The following is a 23421-nucleotide window of genomic DNA, read 5'->3' on the forward strand; positions in this document are numbered from 1 at the left end:
GCCCCGTACGGACCGGCCCCAGGGGTGCACTGACAGACCCTTCCCGTACTGTCGTTCCATGCCACGCCGCACCGCGACGATGCTCGCTTCCACCCTCGTCCTCATCGCGCTGCTCTGCGCAGGCGTGCTGATCAAAGTTCCGTATTCGGAGATGAGCCCGGGGCCGACGGTGAACACGCTCGGTGACGCGGGCGGCGAACCGGTCCTGCAGATCTCGGGCCGCAAGACGTACCCGACGTCGGGCCATCTCAATATGACGACGGTCAGGGTCACCGGCGCGGACTACCGGATGAACATCGTCGAGGCGGTCTACGGCTGGCTGGCCCACGACAACGTGGTGGTGCCGCACGACACGCTGTACCCGGACGGCAAGACGGAAGAGCAGTCCACGCAGGAGAACGCGGAGGAGTTCAGCCAGTCCCAGGAGAGCGCCAAGGTCGCCGCCCTGAAGGAGCTGGACATCCCGGTGACGTCACGCGTCATCGTCTCCTCCGTCCTCAAGGACGGCGCCGCCGAGGGCACGCTGCACGCCGGGGATGTCATCAGGGCCGTGGACGGATCACCGGTCCGGCAGCCGGAGGACGTCGCCAAGCTCGTCACCCGGCACAAGCCCGGCGAGGACGTCGTCTTCACCATCGCCCCGGCCGCGGACGCGAAGGCGGCGGAGAAGGCCGGCAAGGAGCCCGAGGGCACCGAGAAGATCACCATCACCACACAGAAGGCCGACGAGGGCGACCGGGCGGTCGTCGGCATCCGGGCCGGGACCGACCACACCTTCCCGTTCACGGTCGACATCAAGCTGGCCGACGTGGGCGGTCCGAGCGCCGGGCTGATGTTCGCCCTCGGCATCGTCGACAAGCTCACGCCCGGCGCTCTGACGGGCGGCACGTTCGTCGCCGGTACGGGCACGATCGACGACAAGGGAGCGGTCGGCCCGATCGGCGGCATCGAGATGAAGCTCGTGGGCGCGCGCAGCGCGGGTGCCACGTACTTCCTCACCCCGAACGACAACTGCGCCGCCGCGGCCTCGGACATCCCCAAGGGCCTCACCCTGGTCAGGGTCAAGACCATCGAGGACGCCACGAAGTCGCTGGACAAGATCCGCGCCGGGAACACGGCCGGCCTGCCGAGCTGTTCGGCAAAGTGACCGGCCGCGTATCCGCGGGAGGCGGGGAGCCTGGCGGGGAGCCGCTCCGGGAGCCGTACTGATCCCGGAGCCGTACTGATCCGGGAGGGCTACGCCTCGAAGGTCGAGGAGAGGGCCTCGGCCAGCCCCGGGACCAGACCGGAGCCGGTGAGGACCTCGCTGGGCGAGTCCTTCTCGCGCAGCCGCAGCGCCGACTCCCTGGCGCCGTCACGCAGCACCGCCACCGTCATCCGCACCTCCTGACGCTCCGGGTGGGCGGCGACCCACGCGGCGAGCCCCGAGTCGTCGAGACCGTCCGGTACGGACGCCTCCGCGGACGGCGGGAGCATCAGCCGCTCCACCGTCATCGCGCAGCCCGCCACCGCCCCGGGCCATGCGATGGTGCCGAGAAACTCGTCCAGCGGGGTGCCGGAGGGGATCTCGTCCTGCTCGATAGGGGTGAGCGGGGAGACCGCCCCGCCGTCGTCGAGACCCAGCTGGGCCGCGAGTTCCGGTTCGTCGATGCGCAGCCGCGCGGTGTCGACGAGCGCGAAGAGCCGGGCCGGCTGGTCCCAGCCGAGCCCCGACGCGTACTCGTCGATTTCGAGCACCGCGCGGGTCAGCGGGCTCGCGGCCATGGGTGTGCCTGAGGGAGAAACGTTGGACATGCTCAATATCCTGCCTCCTTCGGACCCGAGTGCGGGAACTAGGTAAAGCCTCAGTAAGTTGCATCAGTGGGCCCTACGATCGCGGGGCCGCTTTATACAGGCTGAAACACACGACCGCGAACTTCGAGGTGCGCACGTTGGCTTTCCAGATGCCGGACCGCGGCGGAGGCCCGACCGGGCCACGGATCAGAGTGGGCCGCCCGTCTCGGCGCGTCCGGACCCTGCTCATGACGTTGGGCGTGCTGGCCGTGCTGGCCATGCTGTTCGTCATGTTCGCCGGGTTCTGGACCGACTGGCTCTGGTACCGCTCGGTGAAGTACTCATCGGTGTTCACCACCACCCTGTGGACCAAGGTCGGACTGTTCGCGGTCTTCGGGCTGCTGATGGCCACCGCGGTCGGGGTGAACATCTGGCTGGCGCACCGGCTGCGGCCGCCGCTGAGCGCGATGTCGATGGAGCAGCAGAACCTCGACCGGTACCGGATGGGGATCGCGCCCTACAAGAAGTGGGTGCTCCTCGGGATCACCGCCCTGGTCGGGCTGATCGCCGGAGCCTCCGCCGCCGGCCAGTGGCGCACCTGGCTGATGTGGGTGAACGGGGTGGCCTTCGGCCAGAAGGACCCCCAGTTCAAGATGGACGTGTCGTTCTACGCGTTCGATCTGCCCTGGTACCGCTTCCTGCTGGCCTTCGGCTTCGCGGCCGCCGTGCTCTCGCTGATCGCCGCCGCGCTGACCCACTACCTGTACGGCGGGCTGCGCGTCACCAGCCCGGGCGCGCGGGCGACGGGCGCGGCCACCGGCCACCTCTCGGTGCTGATCGGTGTCTTCGTCTCGCTCAAGGCCGTGGCCTACTGGCTCGACCGGTACGGCCTGGCCGTGAAGTCCAGTGACTTCAAGGCGGCGGGCAACTGGACCGGACTGCGGTACGTCGACGCCAACGCCTACCTCCCGGCGAAGACGATCCTCTTCTGCATCGCCGTCATCTGCGCCGTGCTGTTCTTCGCGACGCTCTGGCGCCGCACGTGGCAGCTGCCGGTGATCGGCTTCGGCCTGATGGTGCTGTCGGCGATCCTCATCGGCGGTCTCTACCCGGCGATCGTGCAGAAGTTCCAGGTCCAGCCGAACGAGCAGGCCAAGGAAGCGCCGTACATCAAGAAGAACATCAATGCCACGCGCGAGGCGTACGGCATCGATGACGCCGATGTGCAGGACTACAAGGGCAAGGGCGACCCGGACAAGAAGGCCGAGCAGCGCAAGGCGGCGGACGCCGCCGCCAGTTACCGGCTGGTCGACCCCAATGTGGTCTCGCCCGCGTTCCAGCAGCTCCAGCAGGAGCGCAAGTACTACCAGTTCCCCGCCACGCTGGACGTCGACCGGTACACCGGCCCCGACGGCAAGCCGCAGGACACGGTGGTCGGTCTGCGCGAGCTGAACATCACCGGTATCCCCAAGCGCAACTGGATCAACGACCACTTCACGTACACCCATGGGTACGGCGTGATCGCGTCCAAGGGCACGAACACGGTGACGGACGAGAACGACGGCACCATCGGCGCTCCCGACTTCACCGAGTCCGGTCTGCCGACGACCGGGCAGCTCGGCAAGTACGAGCAGCGGGTCTACTACGGGGAGAAGACCGAGCAGTACTCGATCGTGGGCGGGCCGCAGAAGGAGCTCGACTACGAGAAGAACGGCGAGGAGACGACGAGTTACCGGGGCAAGAGCGGCGTCGACCTCTCCAACCCGGTGAACCGCGCCGCGTACGCCGTGGCCTTCAGCGAGCCCCAGATGCTCTACTCCGGCGCCATCGGCGACGGTTCGCGGATTCTCTACAACCGCACGCCCAAGGAGCGCGTCGAGGCGGTCGCGCCCTGGCTGACCATCGACGGCGACGCCTATCCCGCCGTGGTCGACGGCCGGATCCAGTGGATCATCGACGCGTACACCACGACGAACGGCTATCCCTACGCGTCCCGTACAACCCTGGGTGACACCACGGCCGACTCGCTGACCGACAACCAGCGCGCGGTCGTCGCGCAGCAGAACCAGGTCAACTACATCCGGAACTCGGTGAAGGCCACCGTCGACGCCTATGACGGCACGGTCGAGCTGTACCAGTGGGACACCAAGGACCCGGTGCTCAAGACCTGGATGAAGGCCTTCCCCGACACGGTGAAGGCGAAGGGCGACATCAAGCCCGAGCTGCTGGCCCATCTGCGCTACCCGCAGGACATGTTCAAGGTGCAGCGCGAGCTGCTCACCCGCTACCACGTCACGGACCCCGCGCAGTTCTACAGCGGCAGTGACGCGTGGCAGGTGCCGGACGACCCGACCAACAAGGACAGCAGTGCGGTCCCGCCGTACTACCTGAGCCTCAGGATGCCGGGCCAGACGGATCAGCGATTCTCCCTGACGACGACCTTCACGCCCAACGGGCGCCCCAACCTGGGTGCGTTCATGGCGGTGGACGCCGACGCCAACAGCTCGGACTACGGCACGATCAGGGTCCTGAGAGTGACCTCCACCGTGCAGGGCCCGCAGCAGGTGCAGAGTGAGCTGAACGGTGTGCCGGAAGTCGCCGAGTTCGTCAGGAACCTGAGAGGCACCGACTCGGACATCGAGTACGGCAACCTGCTCACGGTGCCGATCGACGAGGGCTTCCTGTACATCGAGCCGGTGTACGCGCGAGGGGGCAGCGCGAACTATCCGCTGCTGAAGAAGGTGGCCGTCTCGTACGGCGGCAAGCCGGTGTTCAAGGACACCCTGGGCGAGGCGCTGAACGCGGTGTTCGGGGCGGAGAGTGCCGAGCCGCCCCCGACGACCCAGCCACCGCCGGGTGACACCACGAAGCCGCCCGCCACCGGCGACAAGGCGCTCAAGCAGGCCATCGCGGACGCCCAGAAGGCGTACGACGACGGTGAGGCGGCGCTGCAGAAGCAGGACTGGACGGCGTACGGGAAGGCCCAGCAGGCCCTTCAGGACGCCCTCCAGCGAGCCGCGGAGGCGGACTCCACCTCCGGGGCGGCCGACGGGAACGGCGGCGGCGACAGCAGCTGAGCAGGCATCACCCCGCGTCGTGGTACGGTTGGGACACAACGACGCGGGGTGGAGCAGCTCGGTAGCTCGCTGGGCTCATAACCCAGAGGTCGCAGGTTCAAATCCTGTCCCCGCTACGCGAAGTCAAAGGCCCGGATCCTTCTGGATCCGGGCCTTTGCGCTGTGTTCTGTACGAACTGTGTTTCAGGCCGGGTGAGTTGACCCCGAGTGTGTTTGGCTTGTCTCTCTGTGGGCATGTCGACAAAACGCTGAAGCTACCACGGTGCGATATACCAGCTGTACGTGGGTGGCGGGTGGTGCGACGATGGGGTTTTATGGGGGATAAGGCAACTCTGTTGGAGACAGGGCGGTTTGTGCAACGGCAGTCGGATGGCATCGCGGAGTCCATGAGTGCGACGGGTGCGCTGCGCGCCGTCGACACGGAGGAGACCGCCGACGCCGAGGCCGAGGCGCGCCACCGGCGCGCCGCCGACGCCGGCGACACCGCTTCGATGAGCGTGCTCGGTGCCCTGCTGCTGCGCCGCGGCGACCTCGACGCCGCCGAGCCCTATCTGCGTGCCGCGACCGCCGAGGGTGAGCGCGCCGCCGCCAACAACCTGGGTGTCCTCCTCCACCAGCGCGGCTACCCGGACGAGGCGGCGGGCTGGTGGCGTATCGCCGCCGTCGCCGGGTCCGCGGCCGCCGCCCACGCGCTGGGCCGCCACCACCGCGAGCTGGGCGACGAGCCGGGCGCCGAGTACTGGCTGCGCCAGTCCGCCGAGCAGGGACACGCCCTCGGTGCCTACGCCCTCGCCGACCTGCTGGAGCACCGCAGCGACGTCGGGGCCGAGCGCTGGCTGCGCGCCGCGGCCGAGCAGGGCCACCGTGAGGCGGCGTACCGGCTCGCCCGCACGCTGGAGCGCCGGGCCCGCGAGACGTCCCGCTCCGGCGCCGACATGGTCTACAACAGCGGTACGGGGCCGCCGGCCCCGGGCTCCCGGCGGGCGGACGCGCGCCGGCCGGCGGCCTCGGCCGACGGCGCCGCTCCCACCGGCTCCTCGCTGATCGGTGAGGCCGCGCAGTGGTACCGGCAGGCCGCCGCGCGTGGCCACCGCCGGGCCGCGCTGCACCTCGGCGCGATTCTGGAGAAGCGCGGTGAGCTCAAGGAAGCGGGCCGCTGGTATCTGAGCTCCGCCAAGGACGGCGAGGCCAGGGCCGCCTGCGCCCTCGGCTTCCTGCTGCGCGACGCCGGCGACGAGGAGAGCGCCGCCATCTGGTGGCTGCGCGCCGCGCAGGACGGCGACGGAAACGCCGCGAACGCCCTCGGCGCGCTCCATGCCGCCCGTGGCGAGCAGCAGAGCGCCGAGCGCTGGTACCGCGCCGCAATGGACGCGGGCGATGTCAACGGCGCGTACAACCTCGGGCTGCTCTGCGCCGCCCAGGACCGTACGGCCCAGGCCGAGCAGTGGTACCGCCACGCCGCCTACGCGGGCCATCGCGAGGCCGCCAACGCGCTCGCGGTCCTGCTGCTGCAGGCCGACGACTCCACCGGCGCCGAGCCCTGGTTCTCCAAGGCCGCGGAGGCGGGCAGCGTGGACGCGGCGTTCAACCTGGGCATCCTGCACGCCGGACGCGACGAGGACCGTACGGCCCTGCGCTGGTACGAGCGCGCCGCCGCGGCGGGACACACGGAGGCGGCCCTCCAGGTGGGCATCGCCTGCCTGCGGGACGGCGACGACCAGTCGGCCGAGCGCCATCTGCGCTGCGCCGCCGGCGGCGGCAGCGCCGAGGCGGCCTTCCGGCTGGCCACCCTGCTCGACTCGCGTCAGCCGCCGCCCGGGCCGCCCGTGCTCGGGGAGCCGCACATCGTGAAGAGCGAGTGCGAGCAGTGGTACGAGCGCGCCGCCGAGCAGGGGCACCGCCGGGCCCAGGTACGGGTCGGGATGCTGGCCGCCGCGCGCGGGGACATCACCGACGCCGCCCGCTGGTACCGGGAGGCGGCGGAGGCGGGCAGCCGCAACGGCGCCTTCAACCTGGGACTGCTGCTCGCGCGCGAGGGCGGCGAGCGGGAGGCCGCCCTGTGGTGGACCCGGGCCGCGCACGACGGACACGGCAGGGCCGCGCTGCGCCTGGCGCTGCTCGCCGCCCGCCGGGGTGAACTGAGCGAGGGGGAGCGCTGGTGCGCGCGCGCCGTCGAGCTGGGGCCCGCCGAGGTGGCCGAGCGCGCGGCGCGGCTGCGCGACGCGCTCCATCAGGAGCTCACGGCGTGACCTCTGACAGGGTCCTGAGAGCGCCCCGTATATGAATTTGCGCTGGTCGGCGGCGTGACGTAATGTTGCGTTCAACGACGCGGGGTGGAGCAGCTCGGTAGCTCGCTGGGCTCATAACCCAGAGGTCGCAGGTTCAAATCCTGTCCCCGCTACTGACCCGGAGGCCCGGATCTCGAAAGAGATCCGGGCCTCCGGTGTTGTGTGGAGAGCCCCTCGTCATGCGGTGCGGATCGCGCCGGTCGTGCCGGCTCAGGCGGCGGCGCAGTTCGGGCAGGTGCCGCGGTAGGTCACCTCGACGTCCGAGACCGTGAAGCCGAAGCGCTCGCCGTCCGGCAGATCGGACAGCGGATCGCCGGTGGGATGGACGTCCCGGATGGCGCCGCACTGGGCGCAGACCAGGTGCTGGTGCGGCCGGTGCGCGTTCGGGTCGTAGCGCTTGGCGCGGCGGTCCGTCGACACCTCGATGACCTCACCGAGCGTGACCATCTCACCCAGGGTGTTGTAGACGGTCGCCCGGGAGATCTCCGGAAGTCTGGCGACGGCGCGCGCGTGCACCTCGTCGGCTGTCAGGTGTACGTGGTCCCCGTCGAGGACCTCGGCCACAACACGCCGCTGGGCAGTCATGCGCCAGCCGCGTCCGCGAAGTCGTTCCAACAGGTCACTCATAGGGACCAGCCTAACAGTGAGGGGACTCAGGTCCCGAACGAGTGTGACTTTGGATGTTTGCTTGACTTAGACAAAGTCCATCGTAGGATCGAGATCGGCAAACGCCAAGAGGACAGGACGTCCAGTACATGACGCAGGAGGCGCGCGTGACGCAGGGACCGCTCACCACGGAGGCCGGGGCACCGGTGGCCGACAACCAGAACAGCGAGACCGCGGGCGCCGGTGGTCCCGTTCTGGTCCAGGACCAGGCATTGCTGGAGAAGCTCGCTCACTTCAACCGCGAGCGCATTCCGGAGCGCATCGTCCACGCCCGCGGTGCCGGCGCGTACGGCACGTTCACGCTGACCCACGACGTCTCACAGTGGACGCGGGCGAAGTTCCTCTCCGAGGTCGGCAAGCAGACCGAGACGTTCCTGCGGTTCTCCACCGTCGCGGGCAACCTGGGCTCGGCGGACGCGGTCCGTGACCCCCGTGGCTTCGCGCTGAAGTTCTACACCGAAGAGGGCAACTACGACCTCGTCGGCAACAACACCCCGGTGTTCTTCATCAAGGACGCCATCAAGTTCCCCGACTTCATCCACACCCAGAAGCGCGACCCGTACACCGGCTCGCAGGAGGCGGACAACGTCTGGGACTTCTGGGGTCTGTCGCCCGAGTCCACGCACCAGGTGACCTGGCTGTTCGGTGACCGCGGCATCCCGGCGACGCTGCGTCACATGAACGGGTACGGCTCGCACACGTACCAGTGGAACAACGAGGCCGGCGAGGTCTTCTGGGTCAAGTACCACTTCAAGACCGACCAGGGCATCAAGAACCTCACCACCGACGACGCCAACCGCCTCTCCGGTGTCGACCCGGACTCGCACCAGCGCGACCTGCGCGAGTCCATCGAGCGCGGTGACTTCCCGTCCTGGACCGTGCAGGTGCAGATCATGCCGGCGGACGAGGCGGCCACGTACCGCTTCAACCCGTTCGACCTGACCAAGGTCTGGCCGCACGAGGACTACCCGCCGATCGAGATCGGCAAGCTGGAGCTCAACCGCAACCCGGAGAACATCTTCGCGGAGGTCGAGCAGTCCATCTTCTCGCCGGCCCACTTCGTGCCGGGCATCGGTCCCTCCCCGGACAAGATGCTGCAGGGCCGTCTCTTCGCGTACGGCGACGCCCACCGCTACCGCGTCGGCATCAACGCCGACCACCTGCCGGTGAACCGTCCGCACGCCACCGAGGCGCGCACCAACAGCCGGGACGGCTACCTGTACGACGGCCGTCACAAGGGCACCAAGAACTACGAGCCGAACAGCTTCGGCGGCCCGTTCCAGACGGACAAGCCGATGTGGCAGCCGGTTCCGGTCAGTGGTGCCACCGGTAACCACGAGGCCCCGAGCCACGCCGAGGACAACGACTTCGTGCAGGCGGGCAACCTGTACCGGATGCTGTCCGAGGACGAGAAGGGCCGCCTGATCGAGAACCTCGCGCAGTTCATCTCGAAGGTGTCGCGCGACGACATCGCCGAGCGCGCGGTGAACAACTTCCGTCAGGCGGACGGTGACTTCGGCAAGCGACTGGAGACCGCGGTCCAGGCCCTGCGCGGCTGACAGGCTCGCCGAGACGGAAGGGGCCGGGTCCTTCGGGGATCCGGCCCCTTCCGCCGTCGCCGTACGGGAGCCGGCGCGGGCCGGCCGGTCCGGCACGGGCTGCCGGGGCCGACCGGGCTGCCGGGGCGGCGAGGGCCGGGCTGCCTCAGCCGGCCAGCACCGCCGCCTCGCGCCGGTCCGGGGCCCAGCAGCGGATGATGTCGCGTACGGAGACGATGCCGACCGGCTCGCGCTCGTCGAGGACGATCAGATGGCGGAATCCGCCGTGGGACATGGCCGAGGCGGCCTCCTCGAGTGTCCACGCGGGCGCGGCGAAGACGACGTCGGTCGTGGTGTGGGTGCAGGCGGTCTCGGAGTCGGGACTCTGGCCCGCACCGAGCGAGTTGAGGATGTCCCGCTCGGTGAGAATGCCGATGCCGCAGTGGTCGGTGTCGAGGACGACAGCGGCGCCGACGCGGCGTGCCGCCATCAGACGGGCCGCCTGGCGGAGCGTATGCGTGGGCCCGATGGTCAGGACCACCGAGCTCATCGCGTCACGGACGAGCATGGGATGGAGCCACCTCCTCGGTGAACCGTCTCCTGAAGACCCCCGATGACTCCTGACGGCCCCTGGGGGCCGGAGGGAGACCTTGGAGAAACGATTCACAAGTTCACAAGTGGGGGGACTCTCAGAGTGACACCCTTGCGCCCGGTCAACAAGGGGGCGGTAGAGGCTGGGCAGGGGGCGCGCAAAAAACCGACAAACGCTGCACCGGTGCCCCAAACGCCCCTGCCCGGGGCCCGGCGGTGACCCGACAGGTCAGTAGAGGTCGGTAGCGGTCAGCAGAGGTCGGTAGCGGTCAGTAGCGCTGGTTCAGATAGCCGAGCAGCTCCTCGTGGAGCACGCCGTTCGACGCCGCCGCATTGCCGCTGTGCGGCCCCCGGCGCCCGTCGAGCCCTGTGAAGGTGCCCCCCGCCTCCTGTACGACGATCGCGGTCGCCGCCATGTCCCACAGCGAGAGCTCGGGCTCCGCGCAGATGTCGACCGAGCCCTCGGCGACCATCATGTACGGCCAGAAGTCGCCATAGCCCCGGGTGCGCCAGCAGGCCCTGCTCAGATCGAGGAAGCCGTCCAGCCGCCCCTGCTCCTCCCAGCCGCTCAGTGAGGAGTACGCGAACGACGCGTCCCCGATGCGCGAAACGTCCGAGACCCGCAGCCGGGTCGCCGAGGACAGGCTGCGGCCCGTATAGGCGCCCCCGCCCTTCGCCGCCCACCAGCGACGGCCCAGCGCGGGCGCGGACACCACGCCGACCACCGGCTCGTAACCGCCCTCGGCGGCCACCATGAGCGAGATCAGCGTCGCCCATACGGGCACCCCGCGGACATAGTTCTTGGTGCCGTCGATGGGGTCGATCACCCAGCGGCGCGGGCCCGTGCCTTCGATGCCGTACTCCTCGCCCAGGATCGCGTCGCGTGGCCGCGCCCGCTGGAGGTTGCCACGGATCAGCTCCTCGGCCGCCTTGTCAGCTTCGCTCACCGGAGTCATGTCCGGTTTGGTCTCGACCTTGAGGTCCAGAGCCTTGAACCGGTCCATCGTCGCGGCGTCGGCGGCGTCCGCGAGGACATGGGCGAGACGGAGATCATCGTGGTAGTCGGACATGGGCGTCACAGTATCCACAGCCCAGGGGGACGGACCACGGGGTCCGCTCCGGCGGGAAGTTGCCGGTAGCCTTGACAGTCCGCGACAGCGCGTCAACTCTGAGTGGAGAGCCGAACGGCCCCGGAGGCGACGATGCCTACAGCGCGTGAAGCCCTGCTCGACGCCGCTCTCTCGGCGCTCACCGACCTGCCCTGGTCCGCCGTCAGGATGGTCGACGTGGCGTCGGCCGCCGGGGTGTCCCGGCAGACCCTCTACAACGAATTCGGCAGCAAGGACGGACTCGCCCGCGCGCTGGTGCGACGCGAGGCCGATGTCTATCTGCACGGCGTGGAGCGGTTGCTCGCCGAGTGGGCCGACCCCGCGGACCGGCTGGTGGCCGTCGCCGAGCGGACCGTCCGTGAGGCGCGCGCCCGGCCTCTGCTGCGGGCGCTGCTCACCGGCTGCTGGGGGGAGTGGCTTCCGGCGCCGAGACCCGTGCGGGCCTCGGCCGCCCCGTCCGGTGTCCCGGCGCAGCGCCGGGCCGACGCCGGACCGCTCGCGGCGGCGGAGCTGGTCGCGCTGGTACGGGACAGATCGGCGGCGGCGCTGGATCGGGGCCGTACGGATCACCGCCCTCCCGGTCACAGCCGCGCCGGTCAGGGCAGCGGACGTCAGGGCAGCGCAGGCCAGGTAAGCGCAGGCCAGGGAAGCGCAGGCCAGGGAAGCGCAGCTCACAGCCGTGCCGAGCTGCTCTACCGCTGTGAGCTGGCCATCCGGCTCGCGCTCGCCCATCTGATCGCGCCGGCCGGAGCGTCCGTCGGACCGCTGGTCCGTACGGCCGTCACGGCATCGGTCAACGCACCGCTCAACGCACCGCTCAGTGCGCCGAGCCCGAGAGCTGGAGGCCGATGACTCCGACGATCACCAGCGTGATGGAGATCAGCTTGAGCGTGGACACCACATCGCCGAGAAAGACCATTCCGTAGATCGCGGTGCCGGCTGCGCCGATGCCCGTCCACACCGCGTACGCGGGACCGACGTCGAGCTTCTTCAGGGCGAGCGTCAGCAGGCCGAAGCTGCCGAGCGCGAAGCTCGCGAACGCGATCGTCGGCCACAGCCGGGTGAATCCGTGGGAGAGCTTGAGACAGACCGCGAAGCCCGTCTCCAGGATTCCGGCGACCACAACCAGCAGCCACGCCATGGTGAAGGCCCTCCCGCGTCAGTGACTGCTTGGCCGGACTGCTTGGTCTCGCCGGTCCCGCTCGGTGCGATTATGCACTTACCAGCGGCGGTGGCCCGCAAACGCCCGCGCCTCAGTCCCCTTCGCGTCGCTCCCGCGTGGCGAGAAGTCGCCGAAGTGAGTAGAGCCGGGCCGGGTCGGCGTGTCCCTCGGCCACCCAGGCGTCGAGCGCGCAGTCCGGTTCGTCGTGGCTGCACGCCCGGGGGCAGCCCTCCGTCCCCGGCACCAGATCGGGGAAGGCGAGGATCACCCGGGACGGATCGACGTGGTGCAGCCCGAAGGAGCGGATGCCGGGGGTGTCGATCACCCAGCCCTCGGCCTTCTCCAGCGGCAGGGCCAGCGCCGAGGTGGTGGTGTGCCGGCCGCGGCCCGTGACCGCGTTGACCAGGCCGGTGATACGCCGGCGGTCGTCCGGCACCAGGGCGTTGACCAGTGTCGTCTTGCCGACGCCCGAGTGGCCGACGAAGGCGGTGACCCGCCCTTCGAGATATTCGCGTACCAGGTCCGCCGCATATCCGCTGGCCAGCTCGTCACGCCGGGTGACGACATAGCGGATGCCGAGGGTCCGGTAGGTCTCCAGCAGCTCGTCCGCCGAGGCCAGGTCCGACTTCGTCAGCACCAGCAGCGGTTCGAGCCCGGCGTCGAACGCCGCGACCAGACAGCGGTCGATCAGCCGGGGCCGCGGCTCCGGATCGGCGAGCGCGGTGACTATCGCGAGCTGGTCGGCGTTGGCGACGATCACCCGCTCGTACGGATCGTCGTCGTCGGCCGTCCTGCGCAGCACGGACCGGCGCTTCTCGATCCGTACGATGCGCGCCAGCGTGTCCTTCTTGCCCGACAGATCACCGACCAGGCCGACCTGATCGCCCACCACGGCGGCCTTGCGGCCCAGCTCGCGGGCCTTCATCGCCAGTACGACACGGTCGTCGACGAGGCAGGTGAGCCGGCCGCGGTCGACGGTCAGGACCATCCCCTCCGACGCGTCCTCGTGCTTGGGCCGGATATTCGTACGCGGCCGGTTGCCCTTGGGGTTCGGGCGGGAGCGGATGTCGTCCTCGTCGGGGTTCTTGCCGTAGCGGCGCATCGCGTCAGGCTCCCGCTCCCGCGAGCATGTCGGCCCACATCCGCGGGAAATCGGGCAGCGTCTTGGCGGTCGTCCCGACGTTCTCGATCTCCACCCCCTTGACGGCGAGACCGATGATCGAGCCCGCCGTCGCCATGCGGTGGTCGTCGTACGTATGGAACACACCGCCGTGCAGCGGACGCGGGCGGATGTGCAGACCGTCCGCGGTCTCGGTGACATCGCCGCCGAGCTCGTTGATCTCCTTGGTGAGCGCGGCGAGGCGGTCCGTCTCATGTAGCCGCAGATGGGCGACGCCGCGCAGCGTGGAGGGCGAGTCGGCGAGGGCGGCGACCGCCGCGATACCGGGCGTCAGCTCCCCGACCTCGCTCAGATCGATGTCGATGCCGTGGATCCGGCCAGTGCCGGTGAAGGTGAGGCTGCTGCCCTCCGCCGTCATCCCGAACTCGCAGGAGCCACCCATCTCGGTGAAGATCTCCCGCAGCGCGTCACCCGGCTGAGTGGTCCGCTCGGGCCAGTCGGGGATCGTCACCCGGCCGCCGGTGACCAGGGCGGCGGCGAGGAACGGCTGGGCGTTGGAGAGATCGGGCTCGACGGTCAGATCACGGCCGAGCAGCGCGCTGGGGGAGACCCGCCAGACATCCGGCTCCCCGCCGGTCTCTGGCTCGTCGACCTGGGCGCCGACGGCGCGCAGCATGTCGACGGTCATCCGGATGTGCGGCAGCGACGGAAGGGCGGAGCCCACATGCCGTACCTCCACACCCTGGTTGAACCGCGCTCCCGAGAGCAGCAGCGCGGAGACGAACTGGGAGGACGCGGAGGCGTCGATCTCCACCGCGCCGCCGTCCAGCGCGCCACCGCCGTGCACGGTGAGCGGGAGCGAGCCGCGGTTGTCGTCGTCGATCCGGGCGCCGAGGGCGCGCAGGGCGGTGATGACACCGTTCAGCGGGCGCTCGTAGGAGCGGGGGTCGCCGTCGAAGCGGATGGGACCGTCGGCGAGCGTCGCGACGGGCGGCAGGAAGCGCATCACCGTGCCGGCGTTGCCGATATCGGCGGTGGCCGGGCCGTGCAGACCGGAGGGGATCACCCGCCATGCCTCGCCGGTGGCGGCCGGGGCGCCCGCCGCCGCGGAACTGGACGACACGGTCTCCTCGATGCCGACGCCCATGGCCCGCAGCGCCTCGGCCATCAGCAGGGTGTCGCGGGAGCGCAGCGGGCGGCGCAGCCAGCCGGGCTCCGCGGCCAGCGCGGCGAGGACCAGACCGCGATTGGTGACCGATTTGGATCCGGGCACGGTGACCGTCGCTTCGACGGCCCCGTTTGCGTAGGGGGCGGGCCAGAGGGCGGGCTGCACGGAGCTTTCGGTCATGGCCCTTACTTTAGTGGTTCTTGACGGACCGGGATCCTGATCAAATACGGAGAAACCGGGGCGTAATCTGAGGGTGCTAACGCGTCAACGGACCCGCGCGGGACCTGCGCGGATCCGCGCGCGAGCGATCGGCGCCCCGCCCGTTACTAGAGGCCGAGCATCCAGCGTCCGCCGCCGATCAGCGAGCAGAGTGAGACGGCGTGGAAGAGGAAGAGCCACATCACCGGCGGAGCGTGCGTCAGCCGCCCGAGCTGGTCCGCGTCCGAGTCCCCGGCGCCGCCGTGCCGGCGTTTGGCCTGTAGCTCGAACGCCGGGCGTACGCCCCCGAGCAGCAGAAACCAGACGGCGGTGTACGCGAATGCCGACTGGACGGCCGGACCGGTCAGCCAGGAGATGAGGAGGAAGGCGGCGCCGGTGACGATCACGGTGAGCGCGCCGTACGCGTTGCGGATCATCACCAGCATCGCGAGCAGCAGCGCCGTCGCCAGCCAGAGCAGCAGGGTGATGTGGTGCGCCGAGAGCAGCCAGGCGCCACCGAGACCGAGCAGCGGCGGGGCGGTGTAGCCCGCGGCCGCGGTGAGGATCATGCCGAGGCCGGTCGGCTTGCCGCGGCTGACGGTCAGGCCCGAGGTGTCCGAGTGGAGCCGGATCCCGTCCAGCCGGCGCCCTGTGACCAGGGCTATCAGCCCGTGGCCGCCCTCGTGCGCGATGGTGATCGTATTGCGGGAGAGCCGCCAGAGCGGATGCGGTACGACGGCGGCGAGCGCGACGACCGCCGTCACGACCACCAGCCAGTCGTCCGGGGCGGGCTGGGTGCCGAAGACGCGATCCCACAGTTCGCCTATCGGGGCGGTGTCGATGATGGCCATTTCTCGGGCGGCTCCTCAGGTGCGGGTGCGTCGTGGCAGTCTGGCACTCATGTGCGGTAGGTATGCGGCGAGCCGGCGGCCCGAAGATCTCCAGGGTCTCTTCGGCGTGGAGAAGTGGGAGCCCGAGGAAACCCTCGCCCCCGACTGGAACGTGGCCCCGACGAAGGAGGTCTACGCGGTTCTGGAGCGTCCTGTGAAAGACGCGGCAGAGCCCACTCCGGTTCGTCAGCTGCGCAAGCTGAAGTGGGGACTCGTGCCGTCCTGGGCGAAGACGCCCGAGGGCGGGGCGCGGATGATCAACGCACGGGCCGAGACCGTGCACGAGAAGCCGTCGTTCCGCAGGCCCTTCGTCTCGCGGCGCTGCATCGTGCCCGCCGACGGCTATTACGAGTGGGTCACCAGCTCCGACGAGCGGCAGTTGGAAGAGCAGGGGAAGAAGAAGCGGCCGCGCAAGCAGCCCTACTTCGTCCTGCCGGCCGACGGCTCGGTCATGGCTCTGGCCGGACTGTACGAGTTCTGGCGCGACCGGACCCTGCCGGACGACCACCCGGGGGCCTGGTGGGTGACCTGTTCGGTGATCACCACCGAGGCGGAGAAGACGCCCCTGGCGGTGGCCCCGGCCGAGGGCCCCGGATCGCTGGCCGAGATCCATCCGCGGATGCCGCTGATGCTCACCCCCGACCGCTGGGACGCCTGGCTGGACCCGGCCTGTACGGACCCCGAGGAGCTGCGTGAGCTGCTGACCGCGCCGCCGGCCGGGCTGATGCGGGCGTACCCGGTCACGACGGCGGTGAGCAACGTCCGCAACAACGGTCCCGAGCTGCTGGAGGAGCTGGCCGCGCCCGAGGAGAGCACGCTCTTCTGAAGACGCGGCTTCTGAAGACCCGGCGGGGCGCGTTCCCCGCTGTCGGCCTTCCCGCGCGGCAGGATGCCCTTGTGACAGGCAGCACAACGAGCAGACCACGAGCAGGACGATGAGCGGCAAGGCGACGAGCGGGACGACGAGCAGCGAGGCGGCGAGCATGCCGGAGCAGGAGACCGTCGGGACACCCGCCGGAGATGCCCGCATCACCTGGCACTCCGCTCAGCGCCCGCGGCTCGTCCTCGCCCTCAGCCATGGCGCGGGCGGCGGGATCGAGGCCCGAGACCTCCAGGCCCTCGCCACGGCGCTGCCCGCGCACGGGATCACCGTCGCCCTGGTGGAGCAGCCCTGGCGGGTGGCGGGCAAGAGACTGGCGCCCGCGCCCAAGACCCTCGACACCGGCTGGCGGGCGCTCTGGCCCGCGCTGGAGCGGCCAGGACAGCCGGTCGTCGCCGGAGGGCGCAGCGCGGGGGCGCGCGTGGCCTGCCGCACGGCGCGCGAGCTGGGCGCGTACGCCGTACTGGCGCTGAGCTTCCCGCTGCACCCGCCGGGCAAGCCGGAGAAGTCCCGGGCCGCGGAGCTGCTGGAATCCGGGGTGCCCACCCTGGTCGTCCAGGGCGGAAACGATCCCTTCGGCAAGCCCGCCGAGTACCCCGGGGGCGCGTACGAACTCCTGGAGGTGCCGTACGGCGATCATGGCTTCGCCGTACCGAAAAGGGCGCCCCTCTCCCAGGACGAGGCCCTGACTCTGCTCACCGAAGGTGTGCTGACCTGGCTCGACGCGCTGGACAGAGCCGACAGGGGCTGAAGGGAATGCCGAGTGCGGGGTCACTGTTGTGACGAACATCGGTAGACCAGAGCTTGGAGAGGGAGTCCGTCGTATGGGTTCGACCATCTGCCCGCGCCGCTCAGACGCCACTGACCTGGAGTGGACGGTGCTTTCCGCGGCCAAGACCGCTTCCGTTCGGGCGGCCGGCGATACGGACCCGCAGGCCTCGGCGCAGCTGAACCGACAGGCCGCGACACCACAAGGTCGACTATTCTCCGATTCGAGTGGGTCCGCATTCGGACTCGCCACAGCGTTGGAGGAGGTGGGTCCGGTCACTGGGACCGACGGAGCGACCGACGACGGCCACATCGAAGAGACCACTGCCGAGCGCAATGCCCGCTTCGAGCGGGACGCGCTGGGCTACCTCGACCAGATGTACTCGGCCGCGCTGCGCATGACGCGCAATCCGGCCGACGCCGAGGACCTCGTGCAGGAGACCTATGCCAAGGCGTATGCCTCCTTCCACCAGTTCCGTGAGGGCACCAACCTCAAGGCCTGGATGTACCGCATCCTCACCAATACGTTCATCAACTCGTACCGCAAGAAGCAGCGTGAACCTCAGCGCAGTGCCGCCGAGGAGATCGAGGACTGGCAGCTGGCGCGCGCCGAGTCGCACATGTCGACCGGTCTGCGCTCGGCCGAGTCGCAGGCGCTCGACCATCTCCCGGACTCCGATGTGAAGTCCGCGCTGCAGGCGATCCCCGAGGAGTTCCGCATCGCCGTATATCTCGCCGATGTCGAGGGCTTTGCGTACAAGGAGATCGCGGACATCATGGGAACACCCATCGGTACGGTGATGTCGCGACTCCACCGTGGCCGCCGCCAGTTGCGCGGCATGCTGGAGGACTACGCCCGTGACCGCGGGCTCGTCCCGGCGGGTGTCGGAGAGTCGGACGATCGGAAAGGTTCGGACTCATGAGCTGCGGAGAGCCGCATGAGACGGATTGCGCCGAGGTTCTCGACCACCTCTACGAGTTCCTCGACCATGAGATGCCCGACAGCGACTGCACCAAGTTCGAGGTGCACTTCGAGGAGTGCTCCCCCTGCCTGGAGAAGTACGGCCTTGAGCAGGCCGTGAAGAAGCTGGTCAAGCGGTGCTGCGGGCAGGACGACGTACCGAGCGACCTGCGGGCCAAGGTCATGGGACGGATCGACCTGATCAGGTCGGGACAGACCGTCCCCGACCACGAGGTGTCGACGGCGGGGGCGGATCTGCCGGGCGTCGCCAAGGAGTAGGACCTCTTTCACGGGGTCGAACGCGCGGTCGAACGTAAGATCGAACCGCTGTCGAGGGCGTGCCGCGCATCGCGTGGCACGCCCCACGTATGTCTCCGCGCCCACGCTGAAATGTTCCCCTCCGGTCTCCCACGCGCTTCCCGCCGGCGCGGAAAGCGGCCCTGTCACCCGAAGGTGCTAATCGGTTCCGTCCGGACGCCCTCGGCCGCCCAACTCGCTAGCCTGACGCTCTTGTTTGGGCCGGGCCGAGGAGGGGCGGGGACGGGTGAGGGCCATACCGGGTGCGGCGCGTGTGTACATCCTGGTCGTCGCGCTCTGCGCCGCCGCCTGTGTCCGGCCGGCGCTGCGCCCCGAGACCCCCTGGCGGGCCGTTGTCCTCCTGGCGGCGCTGTACGCGTTCTGCGAGATGGCCGCCCGCTGCCCCGTGCCGCGGCGCTCGGCGGCCGGTTCCTCGCCGGTCGGCGCCGGATCGTTCCTTCCCGTCCTGCTCGCCGCGGCCCTGCTGCTGCCGCCCGCCGCGGCCGCGCTGGCCGCCGTCCCGGGCGCCCTCCTCGGCCGGGTCGAGCAGCGCCCGAAGAGCGCGCGGCGGATCTGGCGCACCGCGCAGCTCACCGTCGCCACCTGGGCGGCGGCGCGGGCCCAGATGGTCTTCGGCGGGCCCGTCGCGCTCGGCGGCGGGGGGTACGGGCTCACGACGCCCGACTTCCCGTACGTCCTGCTGCCCGCGGGCGCCGCGGCCCTCGCCTTCTGCCTGGTGCTGTCCGCGCTCGACGGCGGCATCCTCGCCACCGCCGAGCGGCTGCCGCTGCGCACCGCCTGGCACGGGCTGCTGTCGCGCTCGCTCGCCCCGCACGGCGCGTACGGGCTCGCCGGGCTGATGATGGCGGTCCTCTGGCGCAGTCCGTACGGGCCGCTCGCGGCGCTCTTCGTCCTGCTGCCCATGTACATCTCCAGCTGGGTCTTCGCCCAGTACCACCGCGAACGCGCCGCCCACCAGGCCACCATCAGGGCGCTCGTCCAGGCCGTCGACATCAAGGACACGTACACCCGGGGCCACAGCGAGCGGGTGGGGCGCGCTTCCGTGCTGATCGCCCACGAGATGGGGATGGAGCGGGAGCGGATCGAGGTGCTCCGCTTCGCCGGGATCCTGCACGACGTCGGCAAGCTCGGCGTCCCCACCCGGGTGCTGCGCAAGGACGGCCCGCTGACGCCCGAGGAGCGGCGGGTGATCGAGCTGCATCCCGAGTACGGGCACGAGATGGTGCGCGGCATCGGGTTTCTGGGGGAGGCGCGGGGGGCCATCCTGCACCACCACGAGCGGCTGGACGGCAGCGGTTATCCGTACGGTCTCGCCGGGCGCCAGATCCCCGAGTTCGCCCGGGTGGTGGCCGTGGCCGACGCCTTCGACGCGATGACCTCGACCCGGTCGTACCGGCGGGGGCGGCCGGTGCCCACGGCGGTGGCGGAGCTGGAGCGGTGCGCCGGGACGCAGTTCGACCCGGAGATGGTGCGGGCGCTGGTGCGGGCCCTGGACCGGCACGGCTGGCAGACGGCGGTCACGGCGGACGAGGAGACCAGGACGCCGCCGTCCCCGCCCCCGCGCGGAAACGTCCCGCCCGGAAACGTCCCGCCAGGAAACGAGCCCGGAAACGTTCCGCCCGGAAACAAGCCCGGAGACGTCCCGCCGGGAAAGGTCCCGCCCGCGCGGCCCCCGGCCGACCGCCGTACCCCCGAGGGCGGTCAGCGATGACGGCGGCCGCGGCCCCGGCGGTGCCCGGCCGGCGCCACCCGGTGTCCCGCACCGTCGTCGGGGTGTACGCCGCCGCCGGGCTGCTGGCCGCCGCCGGTCTCGGCTGGTCGCTGTGGCACGGCCTCGCCGAACCCCGTATCGCGCTCGCCTTCGGGGTGGTCATCGCGATCGGCGAGCTGGCCCGCTGGGGCGCACTGCCCGGGGAGCGCGAACCCGCGCCGCTCGGGGCCGCCGGAGCGCTCGCGTACGCCCTGCTCGGGGAGCACGCCGGGCGGCCGACCACCCACGGCGTGCTCCAGACCGTCGCCGTCGCGTTCGCGGCCGCGCTCGCCGGAGCCGTACCGCACGTCGCCAGGAGGTGCCGGCCCGCACTCGACCACCTGGCGAGGCGGGTCCTCAGCGTCGGCTTCGCGGCCGTCTGTTTCCAGCCGCTCTACAACGCGGGCGAGCTGCGGGACCGGTTCGTGGAGGGCCCTTTCTACGCGATCCTGCTGATCCTGCTGCTGGTGCTCACCGCGCTCTGTGACGCCGTCCTGGCCGCGCTGATGCTGCGCGCCCGCACCCGCCATCCCTTCGGCCCCCTGCTCCGCGACGAGCTGCGGGCCCTGCTGCACATCGGCTCCGCCGTGTGCGCCACCGGCGCGGTCATCGCGCTCGGGGTCGCCGTCGCGGGACTGTGGGCGCTGCCGGTCTTCTGCGTACCGCTGCTGCTGACCCAGCTGTCCTTCCGGCGGTACGCCGCGGTGCGGACGACCTACCGGCAGACGATCGCCTCGCTCGCGCGTGCCACCGAGATCGCCGGGTACACCCCCCACGGACACGCCCGCAGGGTCGCGGAACTCAGCCGGGCCGTAGGCCGTGAGCTGGGGCTTTCCGGCCCCGAACTGACCGTTCTGGAGTACGCAGCCTTGATGCACGACATCGGACAGCTGTCCCTCGTCGACCCGGTGCCCGAGGGCGCCACCGCCCTGCTGCCGGTCGCCGACCAGCGGCGCATCGCCCTGCTCGGCGGCGCCGTGGTCCGCCAGACCGGGGTGCCCGCCGCCGTGGCGGTGGTGGTGGAACGGCAGGCGGATCCGTACCGCGAGCAGCCGCTGTCCGCCCGGATTGTCCGCGCCGTCAATGCGTACGACGATCTGACCGGGGAAAGTGCCAGTGCGAGTGGCCCGCTCAGCGCGCTGGAGCGATTGCGGCTCGGGACGGGGCACGACTACCAGCCGGAGGTGGTGGAATCCCTGGCACGTGTGCTGTCCCGGGGCGGTCCGGCCGCTGGTGAGGCCGGGTAACCCATGGGTAATGAGCGGGCGTCCGACCCGGCATGGTTGGATGCGAAGAAGAGGGTGTCGAAGAAGAGGGTGTCCGGGGGCACTGACCCGAGCGACCGGCAGGCGGGAATCGTGAGGATCTTCGGGAAGGTACGGCATCGGCCCTCCGCCTCGTGGCGGCAGGCCACCGACCGCGCGTTCACGCTGATCGGTGACGGCCGGTACGAGGACGCGGGCGCGCTGCTGACGCGCGCGGCGGACCTGGAGCCCTGGCTCTCGGAGTCCTGGTTCAATCTGGCGCTGCTGCACAAGTTCCGGCACGACTGGGAGCAGGCGCGCGCCGCCGGGCTGCGCGCCGTCGCGCTGCTGGACAAGGAGACCGGCGCTCCCGACTGGTGGAACGTCGGAATCGCCGCCACCGCGCTCCAGGACTGGCCGCTGGCCCGCCGCGCCTGGCAGGCGTACGGCCTGAAGGTGCCCGGCAATCCGCACAGCGTCGAGGCCAACGGTGAACCGGAGGGCATGGAGCTGGGCAGCGCCGCGGTCCGGCTCTCGCCCGAGGGCGAGGCCGAGGTCGTCTGGGGCCGCAGGCTCGACCCGGCCAGGATCGAGGTGCTGTCGATTCCGCTGCCCTCGTCCGGGCGGCGCTGGGGCGAGGTCGTGCTGCACGACGGCGTACCGAACGGCGAGCGCACGACGGCCGCGAGTCCGGACGGTGCCATCAGGGCGTATCCCGTGTTCGACGAGATCGAGCTGTGGGCCCCCTCGCCCGTGCCCACCTGGGTGGTGCTGCTGGAGGCGGCGACCGAGGACGACAGGGACGCCCTGGAGCGGCTGGCCGCCGACGCCGGATTCGCCGCCGAGGACTGGTCGTCCTCCGTACGGCTGCTCTGCCGGGCCTGCTCGGAGAGCCGGATGCCCACCGCCGAGGGCGACGGCGAGCATCTCGACCCGCACGACCACAGCGAGCCGGGCCATCCCGGACCACTGGGCCACCGCACGGCCGGTGAACTGTGGGCGCCGGAGCGCGAATGCGGCATCGCGGCGCCGCCGGGACTGGTCCGCGGCCTGCTCGACGGCTGGGTCGCCGACAGCCCGGACACCCGTGAGTGGCGCGATCTCGAAGAAGTCTGCTGAGCGGCGCTGACCGCTGCCCTTAGGCTGTACGGGCACATCGTGCAGGCAGCATCGGGAACCGAGGAAGGCGTACTGCGGACATGGCGCAGCAGGAGACGGACCAGCGGATCGACAGTGGGGCCGCCGTGGCGGAGCCGGGGGACGGGTTCCTCGTGGACACGGAGGACGCCGAGGCGCGCGAGCTGGCGCACCGCGAGCGCGGCACGTCCCGCCCGATCACCGTCGTCGGGAACCCCGTCCTCCACAAGGAATGCCGGGATGTCACGGAGTTCGACGACACGCTCGCCGCGCTGATCGACGACATGTTCGCCAGCCAGCACACGGCCGAGGGCGTGGGGCTGGCCGCCAACCAGATCGGTGTGGACCTCAAGGTCTTCGTCTACGACTGCCCGGACGACGACGGTGTGCGGCACGTCGGCGCCATCTGCAACCCGGTGCTGGACGAGCTGCCGCCGGGGGAGCGTCATCTCGACGACTCCGGCGAGGGCTGCCTGTCCGTGCCGACGGCGTACGCCTCGCTGCCGCGCCCCGACTACGCGGTGGTGCGCGGTCAGGACGCCAAGGGCAACCCCGTCACGGTGCGCGGTACGGGGTACTTCGCCCGCTGCCTCCAGCACGAGACGGACCATCTGTACGGATACCTGTACATCGACCGTCTCTCGAAGCGTGACCGCAAGGACGCGCTGCGGCAGATGGAGGAGAACACCCCGCGCTACGAGATCGTCCCGAACGACTGAGACCGGCCGGCCGGCGGGCGGGGGCGGCGGGCGGGGGCGGCGATCGGGTGGCGGCGATCGGGGG

At 70.6% G+C, this 23421-nt stretch carries 21 protein-coding genes and 2 tRNA genes; 15 read left to right on the top strand and 8 right to left on the bottom strand.

The genetic code is table 11. The annotated features are described in order from the left end of the window. Positions 1–58: 58 nt before the first annotated feature. Positions 59–1147, top strand: a complete 1089-nt coding sequence (locus ACZ6MZ_RS04785; protein ID WP_389787502.1) for a YlbL family protein — start codon at positions 59–61, stop codon at positions 1145–1147. Between the two features lie 89 nt (positions 1148–1236). Here the strand turns inward: ACZ6MZ_RS04785 and ACZ6MZ_RS04790 are convergent, their stop codons facing one another. Continuing rightward, positions 1237–1794, bottom strand: a complete 558-nt coding sequence (locus ACZ6MZ_RS04790) for a PPA1309 family protein (RefSeq protein WP_469349825.1) — start codon at positions 1792–1794, stop codon at positions 1237–1239. Positions 1795–1943: 149 nt separating this feature from the next. Here ACZ6MZ_RS04790 and ACZ6MZ_RS04795 point away from each other — a divergent pair, with 149 nt between their 5' ends. The 4 genes from ACZ6MZ_RS04795 to ACZ6MZ_RS04810 all read left to right on the top strand — a co-directional run bounded on the left by ACZ6MZ_RS04795 (position 1944) and on the right by ACZ6MZ_RS04810 (position 7251). Next, complete coding sequence (locus ACZ6MZ_RS04795; protein WP_469350376.1) at positions 1944–4850, top strand: UPF0182 family membrane protein; 2907 nt, start codon at positions 1944–1946, stop codon at positions 4848–4850. Positions 4851–4892: 42 nt separating this feature from the next. Further along, positions 4893–4966, top strand: a tRNA-Met gene (locus ACZ6MZ_RS04800). A gap of 270 nt (positions 4967–5236) precedes the next feature. Next, positions 5237–7099 (top strand): tetratricopeptide repeat protein, encoded by a 1863-nt coding sequence (locus ACZ6MZ_RS04805; protein ID WP_469349826.1) that lies wholly within the window; start codon positions 5237–5239, stop codon positions 7097–7099. A gap of 78 nt (positions 7100–7177) precedes the next feature. Beyond that, positions 7178–7251, top strand: a tRNA-Met gene (locus ACZ6MZ_RS04810). Positions 7252–7348: 97 nt separating this feature from the next. On the opposite strand, the gene ACZ6MZ_RS04815 is transcribed toward ACZ6MZ_RS04810, so the two are convergent. Beyond that, positions 7349–7765, bottom strand: a complete 417-nt coding sequence (locus tag ACZ6MZ_RS04815) for a Fur family transcriptional regulator (protein WP_384183974.1) — start codon at positions 7763–7765, stop codon at positions 7349–7351. Between the two features lie 146 nt (positions 7766–7911). Between ACZ6MZ_RS04815 and ACZ6MZ_RS04820 the strand changes: the two genes are divergently transcribed. Next, positions 7912–9363, top strand: a complete 1452-nt coding sequence (locus ACZ6MZ_RS04820) for a catalase (RefSeq protein ID WP_389787506.1) — start codon at positions 7912–7914, stop codon at positions 9361–9363. Positions 9364–9508: 145 nt separating this feature from the next. Here ACZ6MZ_RS04820 and ACZ6MZ_RS04825 read toward each other — a convergent pair whose 3' ends face one another. Continuing rightward, on the bottom strand, positions 9509–9910 hold the full coding sequence (locus tag ACZ6MZ_RS04825) for a CBS domain-containing protein (protein WP_389787507.1): 402 nt from the start codon (positions 9908–9910) through the stop codon (positions 9509–9511). 292 nt (positions 9911–10202) lie between these two features. Beyond that, positions 10203–11003: a histidinol-phosphatase gene (gene hisN, locus ACZ6MZ_RS04830; protein ID WP_384183982.1), complete on the bottom strand. Its 801-nt coding sequence runs from the start codon at positions 11001–11003 to the stop codon at positions 10203–10205. A gap of 132 nt (positions 11004–11135) precedes the next feature. Between hisN and ACZ6MZ_RS04835 the strand changes: the two genes are divergently transcribed. Next, positions 11136–11894, top strand: coding sequence for a TetR/AcrR family transcriptional regulator (locus tag ACZ6MZ_RS04835; RefSeq protein ID WP_469349829.1), 759 nt, complete (start codon positions 11136–11138; stop codon positions 11892–11894). On the opposite strand, the gene ACZ6MZ_RS04840 is transcribed toward ACZ6MZ_RS04835, so the two are convergent. From ACZ6MZ_RS04840 to ACZ6MZ_RS04855, 4 genes are all read right to left on the bottom strand, one after another. Then, positions 11860–12183, bottom strand: coding sequence for a DMT family transporter (locus ACZ6MZ_RS04840; RefSeq protein ID WP_383914664.1), 324 nt, complete (start codon positions 12181–12183; stop codon positions 11860–11862). The genes ACZ6MZ_RS04835 and ACZ6MZ_RS04840 overlap by 35 nt on opposite strands. Positions 12184–12295: 112 nt before the next feature. Then, positions 12296–13306, bottom strand: coding sequence for a ribosome small subunit-dependent GTPase A (gene rsgA, locus ACZ6MZ_RS04845; RefSeq protein WP_384336393.1), 1011 nt, complete (start codon positions 13304–13306; stop codon positions 12296–12298). A 4-nt stretch (positions 13307–13310) separates the two neighbouring features. Continuing rightward, entirely contained in the window at positions 13311–14672 is a 1362-nt protein-coding gene (gene aroA / locus ACZ6MZ_RS04850) for a 3-phosphoshikimate 1-carboxyvinyltransferase (protein WP_469349832.1), read from the bottom strand. A 146-nt stretch (positions 14673–14818) separates the two neighbouring features. After that, positions 14819–15541: a M50 family metallopeptidase gene (locus ACZ6MZ_RS04855; RefSeq protein WP_389787514.1), complete on the bottom strand. Its 723-nt coding sequence runs from the start codon at positions 15539–15541 to the stop codon at positions 14819–14821. Between the two features lie 49 nt (positions 15542–15590). On the opposite strand from ACZ6MZ_RS04855, the gene ACZ6MZ_RS04860 reads away from it, so the two are divergent. The 8 genes from ACZ6MZ_RS04860 to def all read left to right on the top strand — a co-directional run bounded on the left by ACZ6MZ_RS04860 (position 15591) and on the right by def (position 23357). Further along, entirely contained in the window at positions 15591–16406 is an 816-nt protein-coding gene (locus tag ACZ6MZ_RS04860; RefSeq protein ID WP_469349833.1) for an SOS response-associated peptidase, read from the top strand. 109 nt (positions 16407–16515) lie between these two features. Further along, on the top strand, positions 16516–17211 hold the full coding sequence (locus ACZ6MZ_RS04865) for an alpha/beta hydrolase family protein (RefSeq protein ID WP_469349835.1): 696 nt from the start codon (positions 16516–16518) through the stop codon (positions 17209–17211). 283 nt (positions 17212–17494) lie between these two features. Further along, positions 17495–18151, top strand: coding sequence for a sigma-70 family RNA polymerase sigma factor (locus ACZ6MZ_RS04870; RefSeq protein WP_384183996.1), 657 nt, complete (start codon positions 17495–17497; stop codon positions 18149–18151). Beyond that, positions 18148–18468: a mycothiol system anti-sigma-R factor gene (rsrA, locus tag ACZ6MZ_RS04875; RefSeq protein ID WP_384183999.1), complete on the top strand. Its 321-nt coding sequence runs from the start codon at positions 18148–18150 to the stop codon at positions 18466–18468. The genes ACZ6MZ_RS04870 and rsrA overlap by 4 nt, the downstream gene beginning before the upstream one ends. A gap of 265 nt (positions 18469–18733) precedes the next feature. Beyond that, positions 18734–20218: an HD-GYP domain-containing protein gene (locus ACZ6MZ_RS04880; protein WP_469349839.1), complete on the top strand. Its 1485-nt coding sequence runs from the start codon at positions 18734–18736 to the stop codon at positions 20216–20218. Beyond that, positions 20215–21504 carry an HD-GYP domain-containing protein gene (locus tag ACZ6MZ_RS04885; protein ID WP_384336388.1) on the top strand — a complete coding sequence of 430 codons (1290 nt, stop codon included), beginning with the start codon at positions 20215–20217 and terminating at the stop codon, positions 21502–21504. Before ACZ6MZ_RS04880 ends, ACZ6MZ_RS04885 begins: the two co-directional genes overlap by 4 nt. 111 nt (positions 21505–21615) lie before the next feature. Next, positions 21616–22620 carry a tetratricopeptide repeat protein gene (locus ACZ6MZ_RS04890; protein ID WP_384184006.1) on the top strand — a complete coding sequence of 335 codons (1005 nt, stop codon included), beginning with the start codon at positions 21616–21618 and terminating at the stop codon, positions 22618–22620. 80 nt (positions 22621–22700) lie between these two features. Further along, positions 22701–23357 (top strand): peptide deformylase, encoded by a 657-nt coding sequence (gene def, locus ACZ6MZ_RS04895; RefSeq protein ID WP_384184009.1) that lies wholly within the window; start codon positions 22701–22703, stop codon positions 23355–23357. Positions 23358–23421: the final 64 nt, after the last annotated feature.

This window comes from Streptomyces sp. NPDC042201, from assembly GCF_055582185.1.